This window comes from Microbispora sp. H10836, from assembly GCF_012999525.1.
In the GTDB taxonomy this organism is placed as follows: Bacteria; Actinomycetota; Actinomycetes; order Streptosporangiales; family Streptosporangiaceae; genus Microbispora.
Window position 1 is genome coordinate 402,660 of sequence record NZ_JABBWU010000001.1, and the last position, 22,021, is coordinate 424,680.

Here is a 22,021-nt window from a genome sequence, read left to right on the forward strand (position 1 = left end):
GCATAACACCCCGCCTGAACACACCAGGCCCGAGCGCACCAGGCCCGAGCGCACCTGCCGTGAGCCCGCCCGGATCCGGGAAGCCGCGCCGCCGGGCGGTGGTCAGCCCATGGCGGCCGGGCCCTCGGTGCTCCGCGCGGCGAGCGGGATCTCCTTGAGGAAGAGTGCCACGACCAGCGCGAGGGCGACGAAGGGCAGGCTGGCGAGGAACACGTCGTCGATCGCGCCGGTGAACGCGACCAGCACGTGGTCCTTGACCGGTTGCGGCAGCCGCTGGATCGCCTGCACGTTGTTGGCGTCCACGCGCCCCGGCGGCATCCGGCCGCCGAACTCCGCGGCCAGGTGATGGGCGAGCCGGTTGGTGAGCACCGCGCCCATGATCGCCGTGCCGATCGCGGCGCCCATCATGCGGAAGAACGTCGCCGAGCTCGTCGCCACGCCCATGTCGCCGCGGTCCACGGCGTTCTGGATCGCCGTGACGATCGTCTGCATGGTGAATCCGAGCCCTGCGCCGAAGAGGTACGCGTAGACCGCCACCTGCCAGTACGGCGTGTCCACCTTGATCGTGGACAGCAGCCACATGGCCACCAGGAGGACCGCCCCGCCCAGGATCGGGAAGATCTTGTATCGCCCCGTGCGGCTCATCATCTGCCCGGAGAAGATCGACGTGGAGAAGATGCCGAAGACCGCCGGCAGCAGCGCCAGGCCCGACACGGTCGGCGACATGCCCTGGACCGCCTGGAGATAGACCGGCAGGAAGATCATGCCGCCGAACATCGCCAGGCCCGACAGGAAGCCGAAGCTGTTGCCGACGCTGAAGATCTTGTTGCGGAACAGCCGCATCGGCAGGATCGGCTCGGCCGCCCGGAGTTCGACGAACACGAACAGGGCCGCGAACGCCACGAACCCGCTGAGCATGGCCAGCGAGCCGGGCGCGGTCCAGCCGAATTCGCCCCCCGCCCAGTCGAGGTAGAGCAGGAAGCACGACACACCGGCCACGATCAGCGCCGCGCCCAGGTAGTCGATGCGGTGGCTGCGGCGGGTGAAGGGGATCCGCAGCGCCATGGAGGTCACGACGAGCGAGATCAGCCCGATCGGCAGGTTGATCCAGAAGATCCACCGCCATCCGGGCCCGTCGGTGAAGAAACCGCCGAGCAGCGGCCCGGCGACGCTGGAGGTGCCCCAGACGGCGCCGAAGTAGCCCTGGTAACGGCCGCGCTCGCGCGGCGGGATGACGTCGCCGATGATGCTGAACGCCAGCGCCATCAGACCGCCGCCGCCCAGGCCCTGGATCGCGCGGAACCCGATGAGCTGACCGATGTTCTGGCTCAGCCCGGCCAGCACCGAGCCGAGCAGGAAGATGCCGATGGCGGTCTGGAAGATGATCCGCCGGCCGTACAGGTCGGAGATCTTGCCCCACAGCGGGGTCGCCGCGGTCGAGGTGAGCAGATAGGCGGTGACCACCCACGACAGCTTGTCGAGGCCGCCGAGTTCGCTGACGATGCGCGGCAGGGCCGTGCCGACGATGCTCTGGTCGAGGGCGGCCAGCAGCATCCCGGCGGCCACTCCGGAGAGCACGACCAGGATCTGGCGATGCGGCAGGTATCCCGGAGCGGCCTGCCGCTCCTCTCTCACGCTCATCCCACCCCCTCGCCTTGCGGCTCGGGTCGCGTCGGGCCGGAGGCGCGCAGATGACCCAGCCGAAACGCACTGCGCCTACCGATTCGCTCGCTCCGCTCGCTCATGCGGCGCACTCGCCGGTGGCGGGGATCCGGCGTCTTCCAAGGGGCGGGCGCGCTGCGGCGCCGGGCGGGGCCCACGTGCGGTTCCTGCAGGCTGCTGGCATGCTGTACGCCTTCCGATCCGAACGACGTGTCTTTACGTGCGCGGCGGACACCGCCACGTTACCCGCCCGGTCCGGAAGTATTAGGAATTCTCGCGAGCCGCCCTGGTCATTTCCGTCTTGGCCGCCGCGGCGTACTTGTCGACGTACTCCTGGCCCGACAGCTCCATCAGCGCGTACATGATCTCGTCGGTGACCGCGCGCAGCACCAGGCGGTCGTTTTCCATGCCGTAGTAGCGGGAGAAGTCGAGCGGCTTGCCGTACCGGACGCCGGGGCGGATGCCGAACTTGGGAATCGGCCGGCCGGGGGGCATCATCTCGAACGTGTTGACCATCGCCCACGGGATCACCGGTGCGCGGGACTCCAGGGCGAGCCGTGCCACACCGGTCTTGCCCTTGTAGAGACGCCCGTCGGGCGAGCGGGTGCCCTCCGGGTAGATGCCGAGCACCTGGTGCTCCTTGAGGATGCGCAGGCCGGTCCGGAGCGCCGCCTCGCTCGCCTTCCCGCCGGAGCGGTCGATGGGCACGGTGCCGACGCCGGAGAAGAAGGCGCGGCTCACCAGCCCTTTGACACCGCGGCCGGTGAAGTATTCGGCTTTGCCCAGAGAAATGACTTTGCGCGGCAGGAATCCGGCCCCGAAGAAGTGGTCGGCGAACGACAGGTGGTTGCCGGCCAGAATGACCGGACCCTCCTTCGGCACGTTCTCCACCCCTTCTGCCCAGGGGCGGAACACGAAGCGGAGGATCGGCCAGATGATGGCCTTGACCACCCAGTAGAACACTCGGGCACCCCCCTCGGCTCAGATGTGCAGTCATCTTCGCACGCCCAGCCCTCTCGCACTAACGCTGACCAACGTGCGAGTATCGGGCGGAACACGCCACCGTTTCGCGGAGGTCTCCCATGCCAGTGCTGCCGGGTGCGGAGCCGTACCACCACGAGGGCGGTGAGATCGGCGTCCTGCTCTGCCACGGGTTCACCGGCTCGCCGCAGTCCCTGAGGCCGTGGGGTGAGCATCTGGCCCGGGCGGGGCTGACGGTGTCCCTGCCGCGCCTGCCCGGCCACGGCACGACGTGGCAGGAGATGAGCCGCACCCGCTGGGAGGACTGGTACGCCGAGCTGGACAAGGCGTTCGCCGACCTGCGCGGCCGGTGCGCGCAGGCGTTCGTGATGGGCCTGTCCCTCGGCGGCTGCATGGCGCTTCGCCTGGCCGAGGTCCACGGGGACGCCGTCACGGGCGCCGTCGTGGTCAACCCGTCCGTGGTCAACGACGTGCCGCTGCTGCGGCTGGCCCCGGTGATCAAGCACGTCGTACCCTCGATCCCGGGGGTGGCGGGCGACATCAAGAAGGAGGGCGCGAGCGAGCTCGGCTACGCGCGCACGCCCGTCCGGGCCGCCGCCTCGCTGCCCCGGCTGTGGAGGCTCGTCCAGTCCGACATCGCCAAGGTGACCCAGCCGGTGCTGGTGTTCCACAGCAGGGACGACCATGTGGTAAAGCCGGGGAGCGTCGCGTTCCTGCAGGCGAGGATGGGAAACAATCTGGAGGTCAGAGAGCTGGCGGACAGCTACCACGTCGCCACCCTCGACAACGACGCGCCTGTGATCTTCGAAGGGAGTCTGGAGTTCATCCGCTCCCACGCCTCGGTACCCTTGACCAAGGACTTGTGACCCGGGATCGACGTGACGCCGCAAAGTGACGAGGACGAGGTCTGGCGCCAGATCGTCGCCTCGTTCAACGAGACAGCCGAGGACTCCTCGGCCGAACAGCCATGGCCTGACCGCGAGAACGTCACCGAGGAGACCGGCGCGGGCACCGCCGACGGCACCCCCGGCGACAGGTTCCCCGGCGGCCCAAGTCCCCACGACACAGGTCCCGACGACACGGGCGCCGGCGACGAGCCGGGCGAGGGCGAGGACCAGGCTCCCGCTCCCGCTCCCGCCGGCGACGACGACCACTACGTCCCGCCGCCCCCTCCGCCTCTTCCTCCGGGGGACGCGCTGAGCCGGCTCTCCTGGCTGGCGCTGTTCGGCGGCCCCGCCTACCTGCTCCTGGCCGCGCTGCTGCACTGGCCCATGGACGGGTGGATCGTGTTCGCCGCGGTGTCGGCGTTCATCGCGGGGTTCGTGATCCTCGTCGTACGCATGGGCGACGGCCCGCCCGCCGACTCCGGGTGGGACGACGGCGCGGTCGTCTGACGCCGGCGCGTCCTCACTCGGCCGCCGGGGCCGCCTTCACCGCGGCGTCCTCGGCAGGAGACGGGCCGAACCGCTCCACGAGGTCGGTGTAGCGGCCCTTGCCGTCCAGCGTGTGGCCGACCGCCATGGTGAGGTCGTCGACGTGCGCGACCGCCTGCAGCCGCACCCTGCGGTCCTCGGCCGGCTCCTGGCCGCGCAGCGTGGTCCAGCGCGATCCGTCGTACCGCAGCAGGAAGCCCTCCGCCTCACGCCCCGGGTCGTATCCGGAGATCCAGAACACGCCGTCGCCGTCGCCGGTGACGCCGTACAGCTCGGCGCGCCGCACCGGCGGCGTCACCCGCTTCCAGTGCCTGCCGTCCCATACGAGGACCAGCGGGGAGATGCCGCCGTCGCTCTGGTAGACGCCCCCGACCGCGACGGCGTGCTTGCGGCCGTCCGCGTACACGTCCCGCAGGAAGCCGCCCCTGATCTTCGGCAGGCCGGCCTGTTTCCACCCGGCGCCGGTCAGGTGCATGGCCAGGGGCCCTGAGCCGGAGTCGCCCACCGCCCAGCCGTCCGTCCGCCCCGCGAGCGCCACGCCGTACATCGCGCCCTCGGGGCCCTGGGCGGTCTTCCAGGTCGCGCCCTTGGCGGCGCCGCCGCTGCTCAGCAGGAGCGCCTTGCCGTCCCGGCTGCCGACCGCGACCACCCGGCCGGAGGAGGCGGCGACCCCGCCGAGCCAGTCCCCCGTGCGCAGTTGCGGCACACCGACGCGGTCGAACCCGTCGCGCGTGCCCTTCGCCACGTACGGCAGGCCGTCGTGGCCGTCGCCGACGGTCCAGATCTCGGTCGCGGAGGCGGCGGCGACCGATCGCAGGTGCCCGGCGCCGGTGGCGTCGCCCCGGATCGGCACCTCGCTCCAGGAGGAGCCGTCCCAGTGGGTGATGACGCCCTGGTTGCGCCAGAAGTCCCAGGCGTTCTGCTGGCCCACGGCCCAGATGTCCTTGGCCGACAGGCCGGCGACGTCGGAGAGGGAACCGTCGGCCTGGAGCCGTCCGGTGGAGGAGCCGGCGTCCCGGGCGAGCTCGTCCCCCGACAGGCCACGCTCCGCCTCTGCGCGGACGATCCCTGTGTACGCGTGCGCGACCGGTGTGGCGCGCGGGAGGAGCCCGGCCACCAGGCCGGCGGACAGCACACACAACGGCACCGCACGCCGTATGAGGCGGCGGGTCATGAAACGATCGTACGGGTGACCGGGCACTCCCCGTCACACAGGCGGCGAATCCGATCACCGCCGGCAGGGACACGCCCCCGGCGTCAGGCCCCTGCGCGCGGTGTGGGCACGAGCTCGGCGACGACCGGCCGGTGGTCGCTCGCGGCGGCCAGGTCGCCGGGCGGGGCGTCCGCGCCGCCGTACGACACGACGGTCAGGCCCGGGCCCGCGAAGATCGCGTCGATCCGCACGCGGGGATCACGGGCCGGAAATGTGGCACCGGCCCGGCCGTCGTCTCCGCCCGCCGCGCTGAGGGGCGCGGGGCCCCGCGCGGCGGTGAAGCAGTCGGTGTAGCGGCCGCCGAGAAGGCGCCAGACGGGGGCCTCGGGAGTTTCGTTGAGGTCGCCGGCGAGCACCGGCGCGGCCCCGAACTCCCGGGCGGCGCGCTCCAGGAGCGGCACGATCTGGGCCGCGTGGCTCAGGCGCGCCCCCGCCGCGAGGTCGAGGTGGGCCGAGCACACGGCATACCTCTCACGGTCCTTCTCCACCACGGCGAGCGCGACGGAGCGCCATTCGAGCCCGGCGAACCAGCGCAGGCGGTGCCCGCGCCCACGCAGGAGCCGTACGGCCGGGGCGGTGAGGACGGCGGTCCCGCCCACCCGGCCTCCGGCGGCCACGGACAGGCCGGCGGCGCGGGCCAGCGCCCGCCGCTGCCGCCGCCAGCCCGGCAGGCGCGGCGCCTCCTGGAGGCACAGCACGTCGGGCCGCAGGGCGCGGATCACCCGGACCAGCGCCCCGCGGTCGTCCCTGAGCCCCCGGACGTTGTAGGTCGCGACCCGCAGCACGCCGTCAGCGGAGCCGGGCGAGGTCGCCGGCTCCGACCAGCCCGGCCGACGGGCCCATCTCTGCCACCCTGATCTCGGCGAGCGGGCGGTGGCCGCGGCCGGTCAGCCGCGCGGCGAACTCCTCGCGCACCCGGTCGGCGAACAGGTCCGCCGCGCCGGAGACGCCGCCGCCGATGATGAAGCATCCGGGGTCGAGGACCGCGGCCATGTCGGCCAGGCCCTGGGCGAGCCATCCGGCGAGCGATTCGAAGGCGGCCAGCGCCGCCCGGTCGCCCAGGCGCGCCGCCTCGGTCACGTGCTCGCCCTGGATGCCCTCGACCGAGCCGCCGAGCCGCAGCAGGTGCTCGGCCCCCTCGGGGTCGGCCTGCGCGTTGTCCTTGGCCTCCATCAGCAGCGAGCTGCCGCTGGCGTACCGCTCCCAGCAGCCGCTGTTGCCGCAGCCGCAGGCCCGGCCGCCGGGCACCGCCTGCATGTGGCCGAGCTCGGCGCCCATCCCCCACCGCCCGCGGTAGAGCTCGCCGCCCAGCACGATGCCGCCGCCGATGCCCGTGCCCACGGTGACGCACACCACGTGGCTCTCGCCCCGGCCCGCGCCGAAGCGGTACTCGCCCCAGGCCATGGCGTTGGCGTCGTTCTCGACGACGACCGGCAGACCGACCAGCTCGCCGACCTTCTCGCGCAGCGGCTCCTCGCGCCAGGCGAGGTTGGGCGCGAAGCGGATGACCGATCGGGTCTCGTCGACGAAGCCCGCCGCGCCGATGCCGACCGCCTCGACCTCGTGCCGCGCGGCGAGCTCGGTCACCGCGTCGGCGATCGTGAGCGCCATCTTCTCGGGGCTGCCCGCCGGGCTGTGCCGCAGGCCGCGCTCGATGATGGCGCCGTCGTCCCCGACGACCCCATACGCGATCTTGGTACCGCCCACGTCCACGCCGATGGTCAGCGCCATGCTGTCTTCCTTCCGCCCGAACCGCTCACACACGAGCAACGCCGCGCCGATTGAAGCCGATCAAGCCGGGTTGTGGCAATCCCACCGACACTCGCGCGCAACCGGCTCGTCATCCCAGGTCGATGTGCTCCACCGTGGAGTCGCCGGGCCGCCGCTCCCCCGCCGGGCGTGACGAGGGGCGCTGCAGGGCGTCGACCGCCTGCCGGAAGGCCGCGAAGAGCTCTCCGCCCGCCGCGACCAGATGGCCGGTGACGTCACCGCCGGCCTCGCGGCGCGCGGCGATGACCCGGCACACCGGGCAGGCCCGGCAGACGTACTCGTCGTGGTCGTCGGAGACGGCCTCGCTCCACACGTCGTCGCCCCGGCCACCCGCGCCGGCGCCGCCGAAGGCGGCCCCGAAGCCGCTCACTCCGCCCTTCACCAGCCCCTTGCCGAACTCGCGGCCCATCCGCCGCTGGACGGCGTCCAGCAGCTTCATCGCCTCTTCCGCCGCCGACCCGAGCTGGTCCTGGCTGCGGGGGTTGGTGTCGTTGGAATCCGTCATATCGCCCCTCCTGCCTCGAACCGTACCCGGAGCCGGCCGTCCCGGAGCGCGGCCGAGGAGATCTGGCGCCGGGCGAGGGCGGCGGGCAGGGCGATGACCCGCCGGTAGGACCCGGCGGTGACGATGATGTCGTCCCCCTTGCGGGCGAGGTCGAGGTCGTCGCGGTCGGCGAGCGGCAGGGACAGCGTCAGCTCGTCGGCGGTGAACCTCAGCGGCGGTTCCGCGTCCGGGCGGGCGAAGGGATCCCGGTCTCCGTACATCCGCGCGGCGAGGTCCGCGAGGGCGGTGGTCCCGACCGGCTCCGCCGGAAGATAGGGGGCGGTGAGGACGGGCAGCGGCGCGAACGACTCGTGCACCGTGGCGAGCTGCCTGGCCTGGGCCTCCACCCAGCCCAGCCGCCACTCGTCGGCGCCCTCCGCGGGGAAGACCCGGTTGGCGATCACCGCGTCGACGCGGTAGCCGTACAGGCTGAGCGAGGTGAGCGTACGGCGGGCCTCGGCGACGACCACGGCCTCGGGGGTCAGCACGAGCCGCACGGACGCGTCGTCGCCGGTGAGCAGCGCGCGCACCTCCAGCAGCCCCCGGTGCAGCCGCTCCCCCGCCGAGACGACCTCGCCCTCGGGCACGCTCACCTTGGCGACGTGCCGGATGACCGGCGACAGCGCCCTCAGCACCCGCCTGCCCACGGGGAGCAGACGGTTGACATGCCAGTCGAGCGCCTCCGGCAGGGCGAGCAGGCGCAGGGTCTCCGCGGTCGGGGCGCAGTCGACGACGATCACGTCCCAGCGGCCGGTGCGGGCCTGCTCGCGCAGTTCGAGCAGGGCGAGGATCTCCTCGGCGCCCGGCAGGACGGTGATCTCCTCGGAGGTGACCTCGTCGAGGCCGAGCTCCGCCAGCACGTTCCCGGCGTAGTCGCGCAACTCGCCCCAGTGCCGCTCCAGCGACTTCTGGGTGTCCACCTGCTGCAGGTGCAGGCCGGGGGCGGCCTCGACCGGCTCGGCCGAGGGCGGCACGCCGAGCGCGTCGGCGAGCGAGTGCGCGGTGTCGGTGGACACGACCAGCGTCTTGTTGCCGCGCCCGGCGGCGAGCGTGGCCGTCGCGGCGGCCGCCGTGGTCTTGCCGACCCCGCCCTTCCCCGTGAAGAGGAGGACCCTCATCGGCCCTCGACGCGCCGCTTGAGCCCCTTCAGCGCCGTGTCGACGATGACCTTCTCGGCCTTGCGCTTGATCATGCCGATCATCGGGACCTTCAGGTCCACGGCGAGGTCGTAGGTGACCTCCGTGCCGCCGCCGTCCTCGGTCAGGCGGTAGCTGCCGGTCAGGCCGGAGAGCATCCGCCCGGCGTCGACCATCCGCCAGCTCACGCCCGCGTCGTCGTCCCAGTCGTACCCGAGGACGTACTCGTCGCTGATCACTCCGGCGTCGAGGACGAACCGGACCCGGGCGGCGCGGCCGTCCGCGCCCGTCTCCAGGACCTCGGCCTTCTTCACCTGGCCGGCCCACTCCGGATAGGCCGGGAAGTCGGCGATGACGGCCATGATTGTCGACCGGCCGGCGCCGATCGTGATGCTCGACGAAGTGCGATCAGCCATGCGCCAACCGTACTTCACCATTCCAGGGCGAAAGGCGTGCCACGGCCGCGGAAGTGGCCGACGTTGACGCACTCCGTGCGCCCCACACGGGTCCGGCTGACCAGCGGCTGGTGAACGTGGCCGAACAGCGCGAATCGGGGCTGCGTCCTCCTGATCGCCTCCAGCGTGGCCTCGCTCCCCCGCTCGAACCGCCGGGCCACCACGTCGTACAGCAGGTCGGGGATGGCGGGCGGGATGTGGCAGCACAACACGTCCACCTCGCCGACCGCCTCGACCTTGCGCGCGTACTCCTCGTCGTCGATCTCGTACGGCGTGCGGTAGCGCGTGCGCAGGCCGCCGCCGACGAACCCGAAGGTGAGCCCGCCGATCTCCACCACCTCGCCGTCCAGGACCCGCTGCCCGGGCCGCAGGTGGTCCGCCCACAGGCGCGGCATGTCCACGTTGCCGTACGTGAGGTAGGCGGGCGTCGGCATGGCGGAGAAGATCTGCTCGTACTGGCGCCGGACCGCCGCCTCGATGACGTCGCGGGGGTCGCCGTCGAGCGTGGCCCACAGTCCGGCCGACAGCTCCCTCGCCTCGCCGAAGCGGCCCGCCGCGCGCAGGCCCACCAACTCGCTCGCCTTCTCCGCGCCGAACAGTTCGGGGAAGATGCCCTGCGAGTGGTCGGCGTAGTCGATGAAGAGAAGCAGGTCGCCGAGGCAGATCAGGGCGTCGGCCCCGTCGCCCGCGCGGGCGAGCGCGTCGGCCCGGCCGTGGACGTCGCTGACCACGTGGATGCGCATGCGCACATCGTAACGGCCGCTTTACCTAGCACCCGCTTGGGTCACAGAAAGGTGTCGCCCCCGCCGCCCGGGGGACACTGATAGCGTCGATTTGTCCCTGGATAACGCCTGGGTGACGGATCTACCGGTGCGTAACTATGCGCGGTAGCGTCCAGTGAGACACGAAGAGTGATGCCCGCAACGCGGTCCCGGCACGGCACTCCGGAGACCGCGCGGCCGTGCGCGAAGGAGTGACCCGTGCGCGAGTTCAGCGTTCCCGTACTGGTGGACGTGCCTCCGTCCGCGAACTGCACCGACGTGGTGTTCCAGCGCGGCGTGGACGAGCCGGACACCGTCGTCATCCGCCGCAAGGAGGGTGAGGATCCGGGCGCACCGTGGACACCGGTCACGGCCGCGCAGTTCAGGGACCAGGTGGCGGCCCTCGCCAAGGGACTGATCGCCGCCGGGATCGAACCCGGCGACCGGGTCGGGCTGATGTCGCGCACCCGCTACGAGTGGACGGTCGCCGACTACGCCATCTGGGCCGCGGGCGCGGTCGGGGTGCCGATCTACGAGACGTCCTCCGCCGACCAGGTGAAGTGGATCCTGACCGACAGCGGCGCCAAGGCCGCGATCGTGGAGACGGCCACGCACGAGGAGACCGTGCGCGAGGCCGCGCCCGATCTGCCGCTGCTGTGGGGGATCGACGACGGCGGGTTCGCCGAGCTGGAGCGGCTCGGCGCCGAGGTGGGCAACGACACGCTGGCCGAGCGCAGGGCGAGCCGCGGCGGCCGCGACCTCGCCACGATCATCTACACCTCCGGCACGACCGGCATGCCGAAGGGCTGCCGCCTCACCCACGACAACCTGCTGTTCACCGCGCGCAACGTCTCCGTCGGGCCGCTGGAGTCGCTGTTCGACGTCGAGGGCCGGGCCGCGCTGCTCTTCCTCCCGCTGGCGCACAGCTTCGCCCGGCTCATCCAGGTCGTCCTGATCGAGACGAAGACGGTGCTGGCGCACAGCCCGAACATGAAGAACGTGGCGCCCGACCTGCGGGACTTCCGGCCCACCTTCCTGCTGGGCGTGCCCCGGGTCTTCGAGAAGGTCTACAACGCCGCCGAGCAGAAGGCCAGCGCGGAGGGCAAGGGCAAGATCTTCCACGCGGCCGTCCGGGCCGCGATCGAGTGGAGCAGGGCCGAGAGCTCCGGCGGTGCCGGTCTCGGCGCCCGGCTCAAGCACGCGGCCTTCGACAAGCTCGTGTACGGCAAGCTGCGGGCGGCCACCGGCGGCGCGCTGACGGCGGCGGTCTCCGGCGGCTCGGCACTCGGCGAGCGGCTCGGCCACTTCTTCCGGGGCGTGGGCATCGAGGTGTTCGAGGGCTGGGGGCTGACCGAGACCAGCGCGCCCTCGACCGTCAACATCCCGGGCGCCAACAAGATCGGCACGGTCGGCAAGCCGTTCCCCGGCGTGAGCATCCGCATCGCCGACGACGGCGAGATCCTCGTGAAGGGCCGGCACGTCTTCGACGGCTACTGGAACAACGAGCGCGCGACCAAGGAGGTCGTCGACCCCGAGGGCTGGTTCCACACCGGGGACGTCGGCAGCCTCGACGACGACGGCTACCTGCGCATCACCGGCCGCAAGAAGGAGATCCTCGTCACCGCCGGCGGCAAGAACGTCGCACCGGCGCCGCTCGAGGACGCCATCCGGGCGCACCGCCTGGTCAGCCAGGTGATGGTGGTCGGCGACGACAGGCCGTTCATCGGCGCGCTGGTGACTCTCGACCCCGAGGCGATGGACCAGTGGAAGCAGGACAACGGCAAGACCGAGGTCGCGCCGTCCGACCCGGAGATCCTGGCCGAGGTGCAGAAGGCCGTTGACGACGCCAACCGCATGGTGTCCAAGGCCGAGCAGATCAAGAAGTTCGCGATCCTCGACACCGACCTCACCGAGGAGAGCGGTCACCTCACGCCGTCGCTGAAGGTCAAGCGCAACCTCGTCATGCGCGACTTCGCCAAGCAGATCGACGAGCTGTACGGCGGCTGACCTCGGGGATGGCCCGGGCGTCGCGCACGACACGTCCACGGGCGATCAGGGCACCTCCCGTTGTCCGAAACGGCAACGGGAGGTGCCGAAACTTTCGGATATCCGGAACTGCCGGGAAGGCGTGACATACAGGATTTTCCGGAGGTCGTGACGCCCGGCTCTCCATGACGTACGGCGCCGGACGCCGAAAAGTATCACACCTGCATCGCAATGTTGCGGTCCGCTTGGTTATGCTCCAGTCGCATCCATGATCGACGACTGGAGAGGGACGGGCGATGGGTGACGGGGTCGGCGGCTGGAACTGGACGCACCGCGATCCCGACTATCTCCCCCGGATGTCGACACGACCAAGCCCAGCATCGCTCGGGTGTACGACGCGTTCCTGGGCGGCAAGGACAACTTCGCGGTGGACCGCGCGGTCGCCATGGAGGGCATGCGGCACTTCCCCGACCGCGGCGAGGGGGCCCACAACAACCGCGCCATGCTGTTCCGCGGCGTGGAGTACATGGCCGAGCAGGGCATCGACCAGTTCCTCGACATCGGCTCTGGCCTGCCCACGATGGACAACACCCACTCGGTCGCGCAGCGGATCGACCCCGCCGCGAAGGTCGTCTACGTCGACAACGACCCCATCGTGCTGGCCCACGCGCGGGCGATCCTGCAGACCGACGAGCGCACCCGCGTGATCACCGCGGACATGCGCGAACCCGAGGTGATCCTCAACCACCCCGACGTCGAGGGCTTCCTCGACCTCTCCCGTCCCGTCGGCCTGCTGCTGGTGGCCGTGGTCCACCATCTCGCCGACGCGGAGGACCCGAACGGCCTCGTGGACGCCTACAAGGCACGCCTGGCTCCGGGCAGCTACATGCAGCTCACCCACTTCTGCTCCTGCGCGCCGGAGATGCGCGAGCTGGAGGCCGTGCTGCTGCAGATGCTCGGCACCGGCAGGGCCCGGGACATGCCCGAGATCGTGCGGTTCTTCGACGGCCTCGACCTGATCGAGCCCGGCGTCGTGCACGTGCCCGAGTGGCGTCCCGAGGAACCCGTGCGCCATCCCCTCGACCTCGGCGGCATCTGCGTCGCCGGCGGCGTCGGCCGCAAATCCTGACCGGCCGGCCGCGAACCGGCCACCGGGGCGACACCCGGCGAAGGGTCCGCTCCCGGCGGTGCCGGGGAGTGAGACTCGACCGCGCCCGCCTGTCCAACCATTGGGTCCTTCGTTAGGTGTCGCTCCTGTGGTTCCCGTTGCGCCACGTGTTGGGATTTATGCGTGACCCCCCACCACACGCACCAGTGGGGTCGCGCCCTTAGCCCGCGTGAGGCCTGCGGCTCCCTGTGGTTGTCCTACGCGAGGAGTCATATGTTCCGGCACACCCGTCGGCTCCAGTTCGAGGCCAAACCCGAAAAGCCCGACCCGGTATACGCGCGCAAGCTCCAGGAGCTCGTCGGCGGCGCCTACGGCGAGATGACGGTGACCAAACCTGTGGCTCAAGGCGATCGAGGAACTCAGGGCGGACGGCCTGGAGGACGTCGTCGTGCCCGACGCCCTGTTCGACGAGGAGCACGCCGAGCACGCGGAGACGATCTGGGACCTCTCCGACGGCGCCGAGGCCCAGTCGGGCGGCTGGGCGAGCGGGCCGCAGCCGGACGGCCGCCACCAGTTCGCCTATCTCCTCAATCCGGAGCCGCTCGAGGGTCCCGCCATGGCACCGCCGCCCGACCCCAAGCTGTACGACACCTACGACGGCAGCATGGGCGAGCCGAAGGGCCCCGCCCTCGGCACCGAGGTGGGCCCCGTCGGCAAGCTCAAGGACAAACTCACCTGACCGGGCCCCGCCGAGCCCGCGCGCGAAGGCGGCGGCCGGCAGCGCCACCGGCACCCGCGGCACCCCGGGCGGACCGGGCCCGCCGTTCGCCGCGAACGTGACGGGCGGGCCGCCGGGGCGCGTCCGCCCCTTTCACCACCCACGCACTCCTCGGCCCCCGCGCCGCTGCGCGCGGGTGCCGTACCGCGTCCCGGCGCCCGCTGCCGCCCGGCCACGAGGCCGCCCGGCACGAGCCGCGCCGCACCGGGCCCGGGACGGCCGCCCGTCCAGACCTCTGTCCTGTGAGGCTTTCGTGCTCGACTCCCGCCGCCCCTCCGACGGGCGTGCGCCCACCGTTCCCGCCGCCCCTCCCGCCGCCGGGCGGGCGGCACCGGGCCGCCTCGCGCGGCTGGCCGGCCTGTGCGGCCCCGCGTTCGTCGTCTCCGTGGCGTACGTCGATCCCGGCAACTTCGCGACCAACATGGCGGGCGGCGCGCAGTACGGCACCATGCTGCTGTGGCTGATCGCCGTCGCGAACGTGCTGGCCATGTTCGTACAGGCGCTGTCGGCCAAGCTCGGCATCGCCACCGGCCGCAACCTCCCCGAACTGTGCCGCGACCACCTGCCGCGGCGGGTGAGCCTGCCGCTGTGGGTGCAGGCCGAGCTGGTCGCCGCCGCCACCGACCTGGCCGAGTTCATCGGCGGGGCGATCGCGCTGAACCTGCTGTTCGGCGTGCCGCTGCTGCCCGCCGCCGCCATCACGGCCGTCGTCTCGTCGATCCTGCTCATGCTCGCGCCGCGCGGACGCCGCCGGTTCGAGGCGACCGTCGCGGCGCTGCTCGCCGTGGTCCTGGCCGGCTTCGCCTACCAGGTGCTGCTGTCGGGGTCCCTCGCGGGTGTGGCGGGCGGCTTCGTGCCCCGCCTCGCCGGGCCGGACAGCCTGCTGCCGGCCACCGGGATCATCGGGGCGACGGTCATGCCCCACGTCGTCTACCTGCACTCGGCCCTCACCCAGCACCAGAGCGTGCCGGGCGGGCCCGGGGAGAACGCGCGCAGGGAGGCGGTGCGGGCCAGCCGGATGGACATCGGCGTGGCCCTCGGCGCCGCCGGGCTGGTGAACATGGCGATGCTGACCGTGGCCGCCGCCACCTTCGGCGGCGGCGATCCCGGGAGCCTGCAGGCCATCCACGCCGGTCTCGGGCAGGTGCTCGGGCCCGGGGCCGCCGTCGCGTTCGCGCTCGCCCTGCTCGCCTCGGGCCTGGCCTCCTCCAGCGTGGGCACCTACGCCGGGCAGATCATCATGGCGGGGTTCCTGCGCCGCCGCGTGCCGCTCCTGGCGCGGCGCCTGGTCACGATCCTTCCGGCCATGGCCGTCCTGGCCTCCGGGGTGGACCCCACGCGGGCGCTCGTCCTGAGCCAGGTCGCGCTGTCCTTCGGCATCCCCTTCGCCCTGGTCCCGCTCGTGGCGTTCACCAGCAGCAGGAAGCTGATGGGCGACCTCGTCAACCGCCGCCTCACCACCGTCGCCGGCGTCGCCGTCGCCGCCGTGATCAGCGCGCTGAACGCCTTCCTGCTCGTGGAGGTGTTCACCGGCTGAGGCGGCCTCCCGTCACAGCAGTGCGGCGAACCGGGCCGCGACGAGGTCCCAGCGCCACTCCTCCTCGATCCAGGCCCGGCCCCGCTCGCCCATCGCGCGGGCGCGGGCCGGATCGGCCAGCAGGTCGCACAGCGCGCGGGCCACCGCCGTGTGCGAGACGCCGTCGACCACCAGGCCCGTCTCGCCGTGCCGTACGGCGTCGGGGGCGCCTCCGGAGGACCCGGCGACCACCGGCAGCCCGGTGGCCGACGCCTCCAGGTAGACGATGCCGAGGCCCTCGACGTCCAGGCCCCCGAACCTGCTGCGGCAGGGCATGGCGAACACGTCGCCCGCGTCGTAGTAGGCCGGCAGGGACGCCCAGGGGACGGACCCGGTGACGACCACCGAGCCGCGCAGGCCGGCCCGGGCGGCGCTCCGCTCCAGCGACCGCCGCAAGGGGCCGCCGCCGACCAGCAGCAGGACCGCGCCGGGGACCCGCCGCAGGACGAGCGGCCAGGCCCGCAGCAGCACGTCCTGGCCCTTGCGCGGCACCAGCCGCGAAACGCACACGACCACCGGCCGGTCGCCGAGGCCGAGCGAGGCCCGGATCCGGTCACCGCCCGCCCCGGGACGGAAGGCCGCGGTGTCCACGCCCGGCGCGAGCCGTACGAGCCGGGAGAGGGGGACGGCCCGGGCGATCCGGCGGCGGGTGTACTCGCCGAGGTAGGTCACGACGTCGGCCCCCGCACCGATACGGCGCAGCAGGGCGCGCGCGCCGGGCAGCCGGGCCCAGGACGCCTCGTGCCCGTGGGTGAGCATGACGATCCGGCCCGCGCCCGCGGCGCGCAGAGCGGGGGCGAGCAGCCCCAGCGGCGCCGCCGCGCCGAACACGACGGTGGCGCCGTCCTCGACCAGCGCCGCCGCCCTTCTCGCCACCGAGCGCGTCGGCAGCATCAGCGAGGAGGGGTGACGGACGACCTCGTACGGCTGGCGGGCGTCGAAGTCCTCGCATCCCTTCCAGCGCGGGGCGTACACGACCACCGAGCCGGGCGGCCGGCGGGAGGCGAGGCCGTGCACGAACGCCTGGATGCCGCCCGGTCTGGGCGGGAAGTCGTTCGTGACGATCAGCGTCCGCTTCGTCATCTCACCCCCCGGCGTGGCCGCGCGGTCCGCCCGCGCCGCCCGAGAAGGCATTGTCGCAGCCGCCGCCGTACCGCCGCCGTACGCCGATCAGGACCGGGCGAGCTGCCCGCGCGCGTACGCCCGCCATTCGAGGGTCAGGCGGCCGGCGGTCAGCCCGAGCACCTCCCGCAGGGCGGCGCCGATCTCCTCTCGCCGCGCGGCGCGGTAGAGGGCGACCAGCCTCCGCTCGCCGAACCGTGCGGCGATGTAGCGGCAGGCCAGCCACGCCTCCTCGTACGCCTGGGCGGGCCTGGCGGCGAAGTCGCCGGGCCCCGGCAGCTCCCGCAGCGCCGGTCTGCCGGCGGCCACGTCGGCGGCCAGCTCGGCGGCCACCGTGCGGACCGGCAGCCCGCTGTCCAGGTAGCCCACGTAGTCGGCGAAGCCCTCCATGAGCCACATCGGGACGGCGCGGGGACCGGCGGTCGCGACGTGCGTCAGCTCGTGGGTCACGACGACCAGGCGGCCCGTCGCGGACAGGCGGGCGAACGCGGCCGGCTGCACGATCACCCGGCCGCCGGTGGCGACGGCCGCCAGGCCGTCCACCTTCGCGGGCGCGGCCAGCACGGCGGTCTGCTCCGCGCCGCGGGGCACGAGGACCACCGCGCCGCCGTACCCGCCCCAGATCCTCGTCACCGTACGGCCCGCACGATCGGCCAGCGCGGCGATCTCGGCGACCAGCGGCCGGGGCGACCCGACGACGACCGCGCGCGCGCCGCGGGCGACGGAGGCGCCGGTCCACATGCCCGGATGCTCCCGCACGGCGGCGCGGGCATCGAGCCGCAGGGCGAGCAGCGGATCGGGCGCGGCCGCGGCCCCCGGTCCGGCCAGCAGCGCGGCCAGCGCGACGGCCACGGCCGCGACACGGCGGGGACGGACGGCCCCGTGGGACGGATCGCCGGGCCGGCGCCGACCGGCCTCGGCGCGCCCGCCCGGCACGACTACGGGCACGCCACTCGTGACAGTCACGCCGTGCATGGTAACCAGCACATGCCACGGCCCCGTCCACCTCGGCGAGGTGGACGGGGCCGCGAGGACGGCGCCGGTCGAGGGGGCTGGTGACCGGCGCCCTCAGACGCCCGGACGGACGGCACCCACGAAGGTGCTCCTCCGGTAGGCGTCCAGCTTGTCGATCCGCACCCGCGTGCCGCTGTGCGGAGCGTGGACCATCTTGCCGTGCCCGACGTACATGCCGACGTGGCCGCCGCCGCTGGTGAAGATCAGGTCACCGGGCTCGAAGTGCCCCCAGGACACCTTCTTCCTGACCGTGCCCCGGATGGACCACGTCGTGCGCGGCAGCCGTACGCCCGCCTTGCGCCAGGCGTACTGGACCAGGCCCGAGCAGTCGAACGCGCCCGGTCCCGTGGCCCCGTAGCGGTAGGGGTCGCCGATCTGCTTCCTGGCCATCTGCACCGCGCGCCGGGCCTTGGCCCGCTGGAGCGCGGTCCTGCTGACCTTCCGCTTGGCGGCGGACTTCTTCTTGGTCGCCTGCTTCTTCGCCGCGGCCTCGCGGGCGGCGGTGTTCGCACCGGTCGCCGTGGCCGTCTTCGTGGTCGTCTTCGTCTCGGGGGCTGTCTTGACGACCGTGACCGTCACCGTGTCGGCCGCCGCCGGATGCGCACCGGCGACCCCTACGGATGCCGTCAAAGCGGCACCTCCCAGGGCAATTCGGGCAATACGGGACAGGCTAGCGGGGGTGGTAGACAGGATCTCTCCTCGGCTCTTCCGCAAACGCCTACCGGGTTAGCTGACGGGTTCGGGCGGGGAAGTCGCCCTACGGCGCGCGATGCGCCGATTCACCCCGGACCTTCGCGTGAAGGTCGATGGTTCCCCGGCTCCGTGCCTCCTGACTGCACGGACTCGGCAGGCCATCGGCGCCGGGGATCCCGCGAGGGGGAGGGTGTTGGAGGCGCCGATGACGGTGGATGGTTGCGCTACCGGCCGGCCGGACCGGTTCGCGGCGGCGAGGCGTGCCCGCCGCGGCCCAGAAGCTACCCAGGACCCGGCGCGTTCGGCAAAGCCCTCGCGCCGGATAAAGATCGGATAACGAAGGCCGAGAAGAAGAAACCGCAGCTTACCCGCAGCACGGATGACTAAATGTGACTCTGCTCACAGTCCCGTCACACGGGCCCAATCCGGCCACATGAGGCACAACCATCACAGATCCGGGCGAGACGTCAGGGACGGACAGCACCGATGGCGTGATACTCGGCGAGTGTGACAATCTTCACAACGTCCCCGGTCTGCGGAGCGTGGACGACCTTGCCGTCGCCGGCGTAGATGCCGACGTGCCCGTAACCGGCGTGCCAGAGCAGATCGCCCGGCTGGAGCTCGTCCAGGGAGACCCTGCGGCTCGCGCCCCAGGCCCACTGCTCGTAGCTGGTCCGGGGCAGGGTCACCCCCGCCGCCGACCAGGCGGCCTGCACGAGGCCCGAGCAGTCCCAGGAGTCCGGCCCGGTGCCCCCGTAGCGGTACGGCTTGCCGACCTGCTTGTAGGCGAACTGGAGGGCCGACAGCGCGTTACCCGACGCCGGTCCGGTGTAGACGACGCCGGCGCTGTTCGGATTGCCGGGGTTGTACGTCCCGAGCGAGCGCAGCAGCTTCATCTGCTCCCTGACGAGCTTGTCGACCTTCTCCTTCTCGTCGGCGAGCTCGCTCCTGACGTCGGCGGCCTCCTTGTAGAGCGTCTTGCTCTGGTCACGGCGGTCCTTGAGGCCCTGGATGGCGCCCTCGTACTCGCGAAGCCGCCCCGCACGCTCGGCCGAGATGTGGTTGAGCGTGGCCAGGCCGCTGAGCATGGAGTCGGGGTTCGAGCTGTAGAAGACGCCGCCCCACGACCCCATGTCGCCGACCTGGTAGCTGTTGACGGCCATCGTGACCAGCCCGGCGCGGAGCTCCTCCACCCGGACGTTCTGCTTCTTGTAGTCCTCGTTGATGGCGAGGTACTTCTGCCTCGCCTTCTTCCACTTCTCGTTGGCCGCGTTATAGCGGTCCACGAGCTTGTCGGCCTGCTCGTTCAGCTTGTTCAGCTTCGCCTTGGCCTGCGCGACTGTGGGCTTCGGATCCGCCTGCGCGCCCGTCACCGGCGTCAGCAGGACCACGGCGGCCAGACCGGCGGCCACCGGCACACGCCCTCGCACTGAGGCCCCCTTTTTAGATCTACGAAACCTGCGCGCGACTCTATCTAGGCGATCTTGAAGCTTCAACCTAGTCGCAGGTATTCGCGGTGGTCATGACCCAGGGCGACGACGCGGGTCCGGAGCGTGCGTACGGCGGCTCAGCCCCGGCCGAGCCGGCGCAGCAACAGGAGCGAGGGCACCGGGCGCGCGCCCATGCGGCGCACCGACTCGGCCACCTCCCGGTCGGAGGAGACGACCGCGATCGCCCGCCCCGGCGGCTCCGCCCGCACCAGCGTGCGGATGAGGTCGTCGGCGATCTCCCCGGGCGCGCTGAACATCACCCGGACCCCGCGGGGCGCGGACACCTGGACGGGCCCGTTCAGCTCGGCGCCGTCGAAGACGCACGTCACCTCCGCCCGCGTCTGGACGGCGAGCCCGCCGAGCCCGGTGAGCAGCCGCGCCCGCTGGTCGGCGAGGGTCAGCGAGGGATAGCCGGTCTTGGTCACGTTGTAGCCGTCGACGATCAGATGCAGGTGGGGGATGGCCAGGAGCTGGTCGAGCAGCTGGGGGTCGTCGTTGGCCAGCGCCCGCGCGGGCACGGCCGTCACGCCCGGTTCGCCCGGCACGACGGCGGTCACGTAGTCGGCCGGCCTGCTGATCGTCGTGGGCAGGCCGAGCTCCTTGCGCAGCCCCGCGGCGGCGTCCTGCAGCGCGTCCAGCAGCACCCGCACCCTGGCGTCCTCGATGCTGCGGCCCTCGCGGGCGGCCCTGCGGCTGGCCTCCAGCTGGCGCTCGGCGTCCGCCAGGCGCTCCCTGAGCCGGCGCAGCTCGGTCTCGGCCGCGCCGTTGGCGCTCGCGGCCCTGGCCCGCGCCTCGGCCGTCTCCGCCTCCAGCTCGGCCGTCCTGGCCTCGGCGGCCCTGACCCGCTCACGGGCCTCGTGCAGCTTGCGCCGCAGGTCGGAGTTCTCCGCGCGGGCCGCCTTGAGCTGCTCGCGCACCCGGTCGATCTCCTCCTTGGCGGAGGCACGCTGCGCCGCGAGCTGCTCGCGCAGCCGCGTCTCCGCCTGCTCCCGCTGGCTGCCCGCCGCGGCGGCCTGCTCCAGGTCGGCCCGCGCCTGCTCGACCAGGTCCGGCCAGCCGGGCGGACGGGTCAGGTAGGCCGCCGCCGCGACCATCACCGGCTCGGCCGCGGGGGGCACCGTGCCCTCGGCCAGGCTCGCCACCAGCTCGGGCCAGGCCGCCTCCAGCGTCTCGGCCACCCGCTCGCGGAACTCCTTGTCGTTCTCCAGCTGGGCCGCGATCGGCGCGCTGCCCAGGCGGGCGCGCTTGCGGGGGTCGAACTTGGCGATGTTGCGCAACGGCGGCGGCACGGCGGCGGCGGGCATCGAGCCCAGCACCTGCGCCGCGACCTCCACCACGTGTAAACGGACCTGCTCGGGCAACGGACGAGACAGGCCTTCTCCGGCTGAACTCATCTCGTCGCTCCTCGGCCGTGTCCTACAGATCTTCTGCCCACTGCGGTCGCCCCGCGGCGCCTCGCGGTGCTGTCGCCCCCGAATGCGAGAACGTCCCCCGATGCCCGTGCCGCGAGACGTGAGCCTCGCGGCGCGCCCACCGGGCCGCCCTCACACGGCAAGATCTGCGAGACACTCCCTTGTTCTTGTCACTTCCAAGGGTACGGCCGTCGCACCGTGTCCATGCCGCGTTCATGATCTGTCACCGGGCCTGCGGCGGGTGCGGGACAACCCGTTGGCGGGCGCCCGGCGCACGTCCGTACGCTTGGCGGCGTGTTCACCCCGCCATACCCGATCACGACCCCCCGGCTGGTCCTGCGCCCCTTCACCGAGGCCGACCTCGACGACCTGCACGCCTTCCACTCCCTGCCGGAGGTGACCAGATACCTGTACTGGGACGCCCGTACGCGGGAGGAGACGAAGGCCGCCCTCGGCCGGAAGATCGGCTGCGTGTCGCTCGGGGAGGACGGCGACGTGCTCAGCGTGGCCGCGGCGCTGGCCGGCGGAGGGCCGGTGATCGGCGATCTCACGCTGTTCCTGCGCAGCCGGGAGCACCGCCAGGGCGAGATCGGCTTCGTCTTCAATCCGGCGTACCAGGGCCGCGGGCTGGCCACCGAGGCGGCCCGCGAGATCCTGCGCATCGGGTTCGAGGGTTTCGGGCTGCACCGCGTCCACGGCAACTGCGACGCGCGCAACACCGCCTCCGCCCGCCTCATGGAGCGGCTCGGCATGCGCAAGGAGGCCCACCTGGTGGAGAACGAGTTCTTCGCCGGCGCGTGGAGCGACGAGCTGATCTACGCGATGCTGGCCCGCGAATGGCACGCCGGGGCGGCCTCCGCGTAGCTCCTCACCTGGCCCTTCCTTTA

General features: G+C 72.5%; 21 protein-coding genes, 1 pseudogene and 1 riboswitch. Of the genes and pseudogenes, 8 read left to right on the forward strand and 14 right to left on the reverse strand.

Annotation, left to right across the window (positions count from 1 at the left end):
• Positions 1 to 102: 102 nt before the first annotated feature.
• Positions 103 to 1,641, reverse strand: a complete 1,539-nt coding sequence (locus tag HHX30_RS01850) for an MDR family MFS transporter (RefSeq protein ID WP_169978665.1) — start codon at positions 1,639 to 1,641, stop codon at positions 103 to 105.
• A 285-nt stretch (positions 1,642 to 1,926) separates the two neighbouring features.
• Positions 1,927 to 2,625, reverse strand: a complete 699-nt coding sequence (locus HHX30_RS01855; RefSeq protein WP_169978667.1) for a 1-acyl-sn-glycerol-3-phosphate acyltransferase — start codon at positions 2,623 to 2,625, stop codon at positions 1,927 to 1,929.
• Positions 2,626 to 2,744: 119 nt separating this feature from the next.
• Between HHX30_RS01855 and HHX30_RS01860 the strand changes: the two genes are divergently transcribed.
• Both HHX30_RS01860 and HHX30_RS01865 read left to right on the forward strand, forming a co-directional pair.
• A complete protein-coding gene (locus HHX30_RS01860) occupies positions 2,745 to 3,509 on the forward strand; it encodes a carboxylesterase (RefSeq protein WP_169978669.1) in 765 nt (254 codons plus the stop codon).
• A gap of 12 nt (positions 3,510 to 3,521) precedes the next feature.
• Positions 3,522 to 4,037, forward strand: a complete 516-nt coding sequence (locus HHX30_RS01865) for a hypothetical protein (protein ID WP_169978671.1) — start codon at positions 3,522 to 3,524, stop codon at positions 4,035 to 4,037.
• A gap of 13 nt (positions 4,038 to 4,050) precedes the next feature.
• Here HHX30_RS01865 and HHX30_RS01870 read toward each other — a convergent pair whose 3' ends face one another.
• From HHX30_RS01870 to HHX30_RS01900, 7 genes are all read right to left on the reverse strand, one after another.
• Positions 4,051 to 5,250, reverse strand: a complete 1,200-nt coding sequence (locus tag HHX30_RS01870) for a hypothetical protein (protein WP_169978673.1) — start codon at positions 5,248 to 5,250, stop codon at positions 4,051 to 4,053.
• 83 nt (positions 5,251 to 5,333) lie between these two features.
• Positions 5,334 to 6,074 (reverse strand): endonuclease/exonuclease/phosphatase family protein, encoded by a 741-nt coding sequence (locus tag HHX30_RS01875; protein WP_169978675.1) that lies wholly within the window; start codon positions 6,072 to 6,074, stop codon positions 5,334 to 5,336.
• Between the two features lie 4 nt (positions 6,075 to 6,078).
• A complete protein-coding gene (locus HHX30_RS01880) occupies positions 6,079 to 7,020 on the reverse strand; it encodes an ROK family glucokinase (RefSeq protein WP_169978677.1) in 942 nt (313 codons plus the stop codon).
• Between the two features lie 109 nt (positions 7,021 to 7,129).
• Positions 7,130 to 7,564, reverse strand: a complete 435-nt coding sequence (locus tag HHX30_RS01885) for a DUF5304 family protein (protein WP_169978679.1) — start codon at positions 7,562 to 7,564, stop codon at positions 7,130 to 7,132.
• Positions 7,561 to 8,721 (reverse strand): ArsA family ATPase, encoded by a 1,161-nt coding sequence (locus HHX30_RS01890; RefSeq protein WP_169978681.1) that lies wholly within the window; start codon positions 8,719 to 8,721, stop codon positions 7,561 to 7,563. Before HHX30_RS01890 ends, HHX30_RS01885 begins: the two co-directional genes overlap by 4 nt.
• A complete protein-coding gene (locus HHX30_RS01895; protein WP_169978683.1) occupies positions 8,718 to 9,155 on the reverse strand; it encodes an SRPBCC family protein in 438 nt (145 codons plus the stop codon). Before HHX30_RS01895 ends, HHX30_RS01890 begins: the two co-directional genes overlap by 4 nt.
• 14 nt (positions 9,156 to 9,169) lie before the next feature.
• Positions 9,170 to 9,937: a metallophosphoesterase gene (locus tag HHX30_RS01900; RefSeq protein WP_169978685.1), complete on the reverse strand. Its 768-nt coding sequence runs from the start codon at positions 9,935 to 9,937 to the stop codon at positions 9,170 to 9,172.
• A 237-nt stretch (positions 9,938 to 10,174) separates the two neighbouring features.
• Here HHX30_RS01900 and HHX30_RS01905 point away from each other — a divergent pair, with 237 nt between their 5' ends.
• From HHX30_RS01905 to HHX30_RS01920, 5 genes and pseudogenes are all read left to right on the forward strand, one after another.
• On the forward strand, positions 10,175 to 11,962 hold the full coding sequence (locus HHX30_RS01905; protein ID WP_169978687.1) for a long-chain fatty acid--CoA ligase: 1,788 nt from the start codon (positions 10,175 to 10,177) through the stop codon (positions 11,960 to 11,962).
• A gap of 301 nt (positions 11,963 to 12,263) precedes the next feature.
• Positions 12,264 to 13,070, forward strand: a complete 807-nt coding sequence (locus HHX30_RS01910) for an SAM-dependent methyltransferase (RefSeq protein ID WP_211591548.1) — start codon at positions 12,264 to 12,266, stop codon at positions 13,068 to 13,070.
• Positions 13,071 to 13,322: 252 nt separating this feature from the next.
• Positions 13,323 to 13,385 (forward strand): annotated as a pseudogene (locus HHX30_RS43110) (hypothetical protein); the annotation flags it as partial.
• A 112-nt stretch (positions 13,386 to 13,497) separates the two neighbouring features.
• Complete coding sequence (locus HHX30_RS43115) at positions 13,498 to 13,788, forward strand: hypothetical protein (protein WP_311922035.1); 291 nt, start codon at positions 13,498 to 13,500, stop codon at positions 13,786 to 13,788.
• A 292-nt stretch (positions 13,789 to 14,080) separates the two neighbouring features.
• The gene (locus HHX30_RS01920) at positions 14,081 to 15,364 is read left to right on the forward strand and encodes an Nramp family divalent metal transporter (protein WP_169978689.1); all 1,284 of its coding nucleotides are present in this window, start codon (positions 14,081 to 14,083) and stop codon (positions 15,362 to 15,364) included.
• 12 nt (positions 15,365 to 15,376) lie between these two features.
• Here HHX30_RS01920 and HHX30_RS01925 read toward each other — a convergent pair whose 3' ends face one another.
• The 5 genes from HHX30_RS01925 to HHX30_RS01945 form a co-directional block, all read right to left on the reverse strand.
• Positions 15,377 to 16,486 (reverse strand): glycosyltransferase family 4 protein, encoded by a 1,110-nt coding sequence (locus HHX30_RS01925; protein WP_169978691.1) that lies wholly within the window; start codon positions 16,484 to 16,486, stop codon positions 15,377 to 15,379.
• An 87-nt stretch (positions 16,487 to 16,573) separates the two neighbouring features.
• Entirely contained in the window at positions 16,574 to 17,491 is a 918-nt protein-coding gene (locus HHX30_RS01930; RefSeq protein WP_169978693.1) for a hypothetical protein, read from the reverse strand.
• Positions 17,492 to 17,593: 102 nt separating this feature from the next.
• Positions 17,594 to 18,169, reverse strand: coding sequence for a C40 family peptidase (locus HHX30_RS41185; protein ID WP_249349521.1), 576 nt, complete (start codon positions 18,167 to 18,169; stop codon positions 17,594 to 17,596).
• A 70-nt stretch (positions 18,170 to 18,239) separates the two neighbouring features.
• Positions 18,240 to 18,398: riboswitch (cyclic di-AMP (ydaO/yuaA leader) on the reverse strand.
• A gap of 301 nt (positions 18,399 to 18,699) precedes the next feature.
• Positions 18,700 to 19,662: a C40 family peptidase gene (locus HHX30_RS01940; protein WP_169978695.1), complete on the reverse strand. Its 963-nt coding sequence runs from the start codon at positions 19,660 to 19,662 to the stop codon at positions 18,700 to 18,702.
• Between the two features lie 137 nt (positions 19,663 to 19,799).
• Positions 19,800 to 21,116, reverse strand: a complete 1,317-nt coding sequence (locus HHX30_RS01945) for an NYN domain-containing protein (protein WP_169978697.1) — start codon at positions 21,114 to 21,116, stop codon at positions 19,800 to 19,802.
• A gap of 312 nt (positions 21,117 to 21,428) precedes the next feature.
• Between HHX30_RS01945 and HHX30_RS01950 the strand changes: the two genes are divergently transcribed.
• The gene (locus tag HHX30_RS01950) at positions 21,429 to 21,998 is read left to right on the forward strand and encodes a GNAT family N-acetyltransferase (RefSeq protein WP_169978698.1); all 570 of its coding nucleotides are present in this window, start codon (positions 21,429 to 21,431) and stop codon (positions 21,996 to 21,998) included.
• Positions 21,999 to 22,021 lie beyond the last annotated feature (23 nt).

Bases quoted from the DNA above. Each gene is read 5' to 3' on its own strand.
- HHX30_RS01885 (WP_169978679.1), bottom strand. From the start codon at position 7,564: ATGACGGATTCCAACGACACCAACCCCCGCAGCCAGGACCAGCTCGGG.
- HHX30_RS01870 (WP_169978673.1), bottom strand. From the start codon at position 5,250: ATGACCCGCCGCCTCATACGGCGTGCGGTGCCGTTGTGTGTGCTGTCC.
- HHX30_RS01890 (WP_169978681.1), bottom strand. From the start codon at position 8,721: ATGAGGGTCCTCCTCTTCACGGGGAAGGGCGGGGTCGGCAAGACCACG.
- HHX30_RS01900 (WP_169978685.1), bottom strand. From the start codon at position 9,937: ATGCGCATCCACGTGGTCAGCGACGTCCACGGCCGGGCCGACGCGCTC.
- HHX30_RS01945 (WP_169978697.1), bottom strand. From the start codon at position 21,116: ATGAGTTCAGCCGGAGAAGGCCTGTCTCGTCCGTTGCCCGAGCAGGTC.
- HHX30_RS01925 (WP_169978691.1), bottom strand. From the start codon at position 16,486: ATGACGAAGCGGACGCTGATCGTCACGAACGACTTCCCGCCCAGACCG.
- HHX30_RS01850 (WP_169978665.1), bottom strand. From the start codon at position 1,641: ATGAGCGTGAGAGAGGAGCGGCAGGCCGCTCCGGGATACCTGCCGCAT.
- HHX30_RS01895 (WP_169978683.1), bottom strand. From the start codon at position 9,155: ATGGCTGATCGCACTTCGTCGAGCATCACGATCGGCGCCGGCCGGTCG.
- HHX30_RS01880 (WP_169978677.1), bottom strand. From the start codon at position 7,020: ATGGCGCTGACCATCGGCGTGGACGTGGGCGGTACCAAGATCGCGTAT.
- HHX30_RS01860 (WP_169978669.1), top strand. From the start codon at position 2,745: ATGCCAGTGCTGCCGGGTGCGGAGCCGTACCACCACGAGGGCGGTGAG.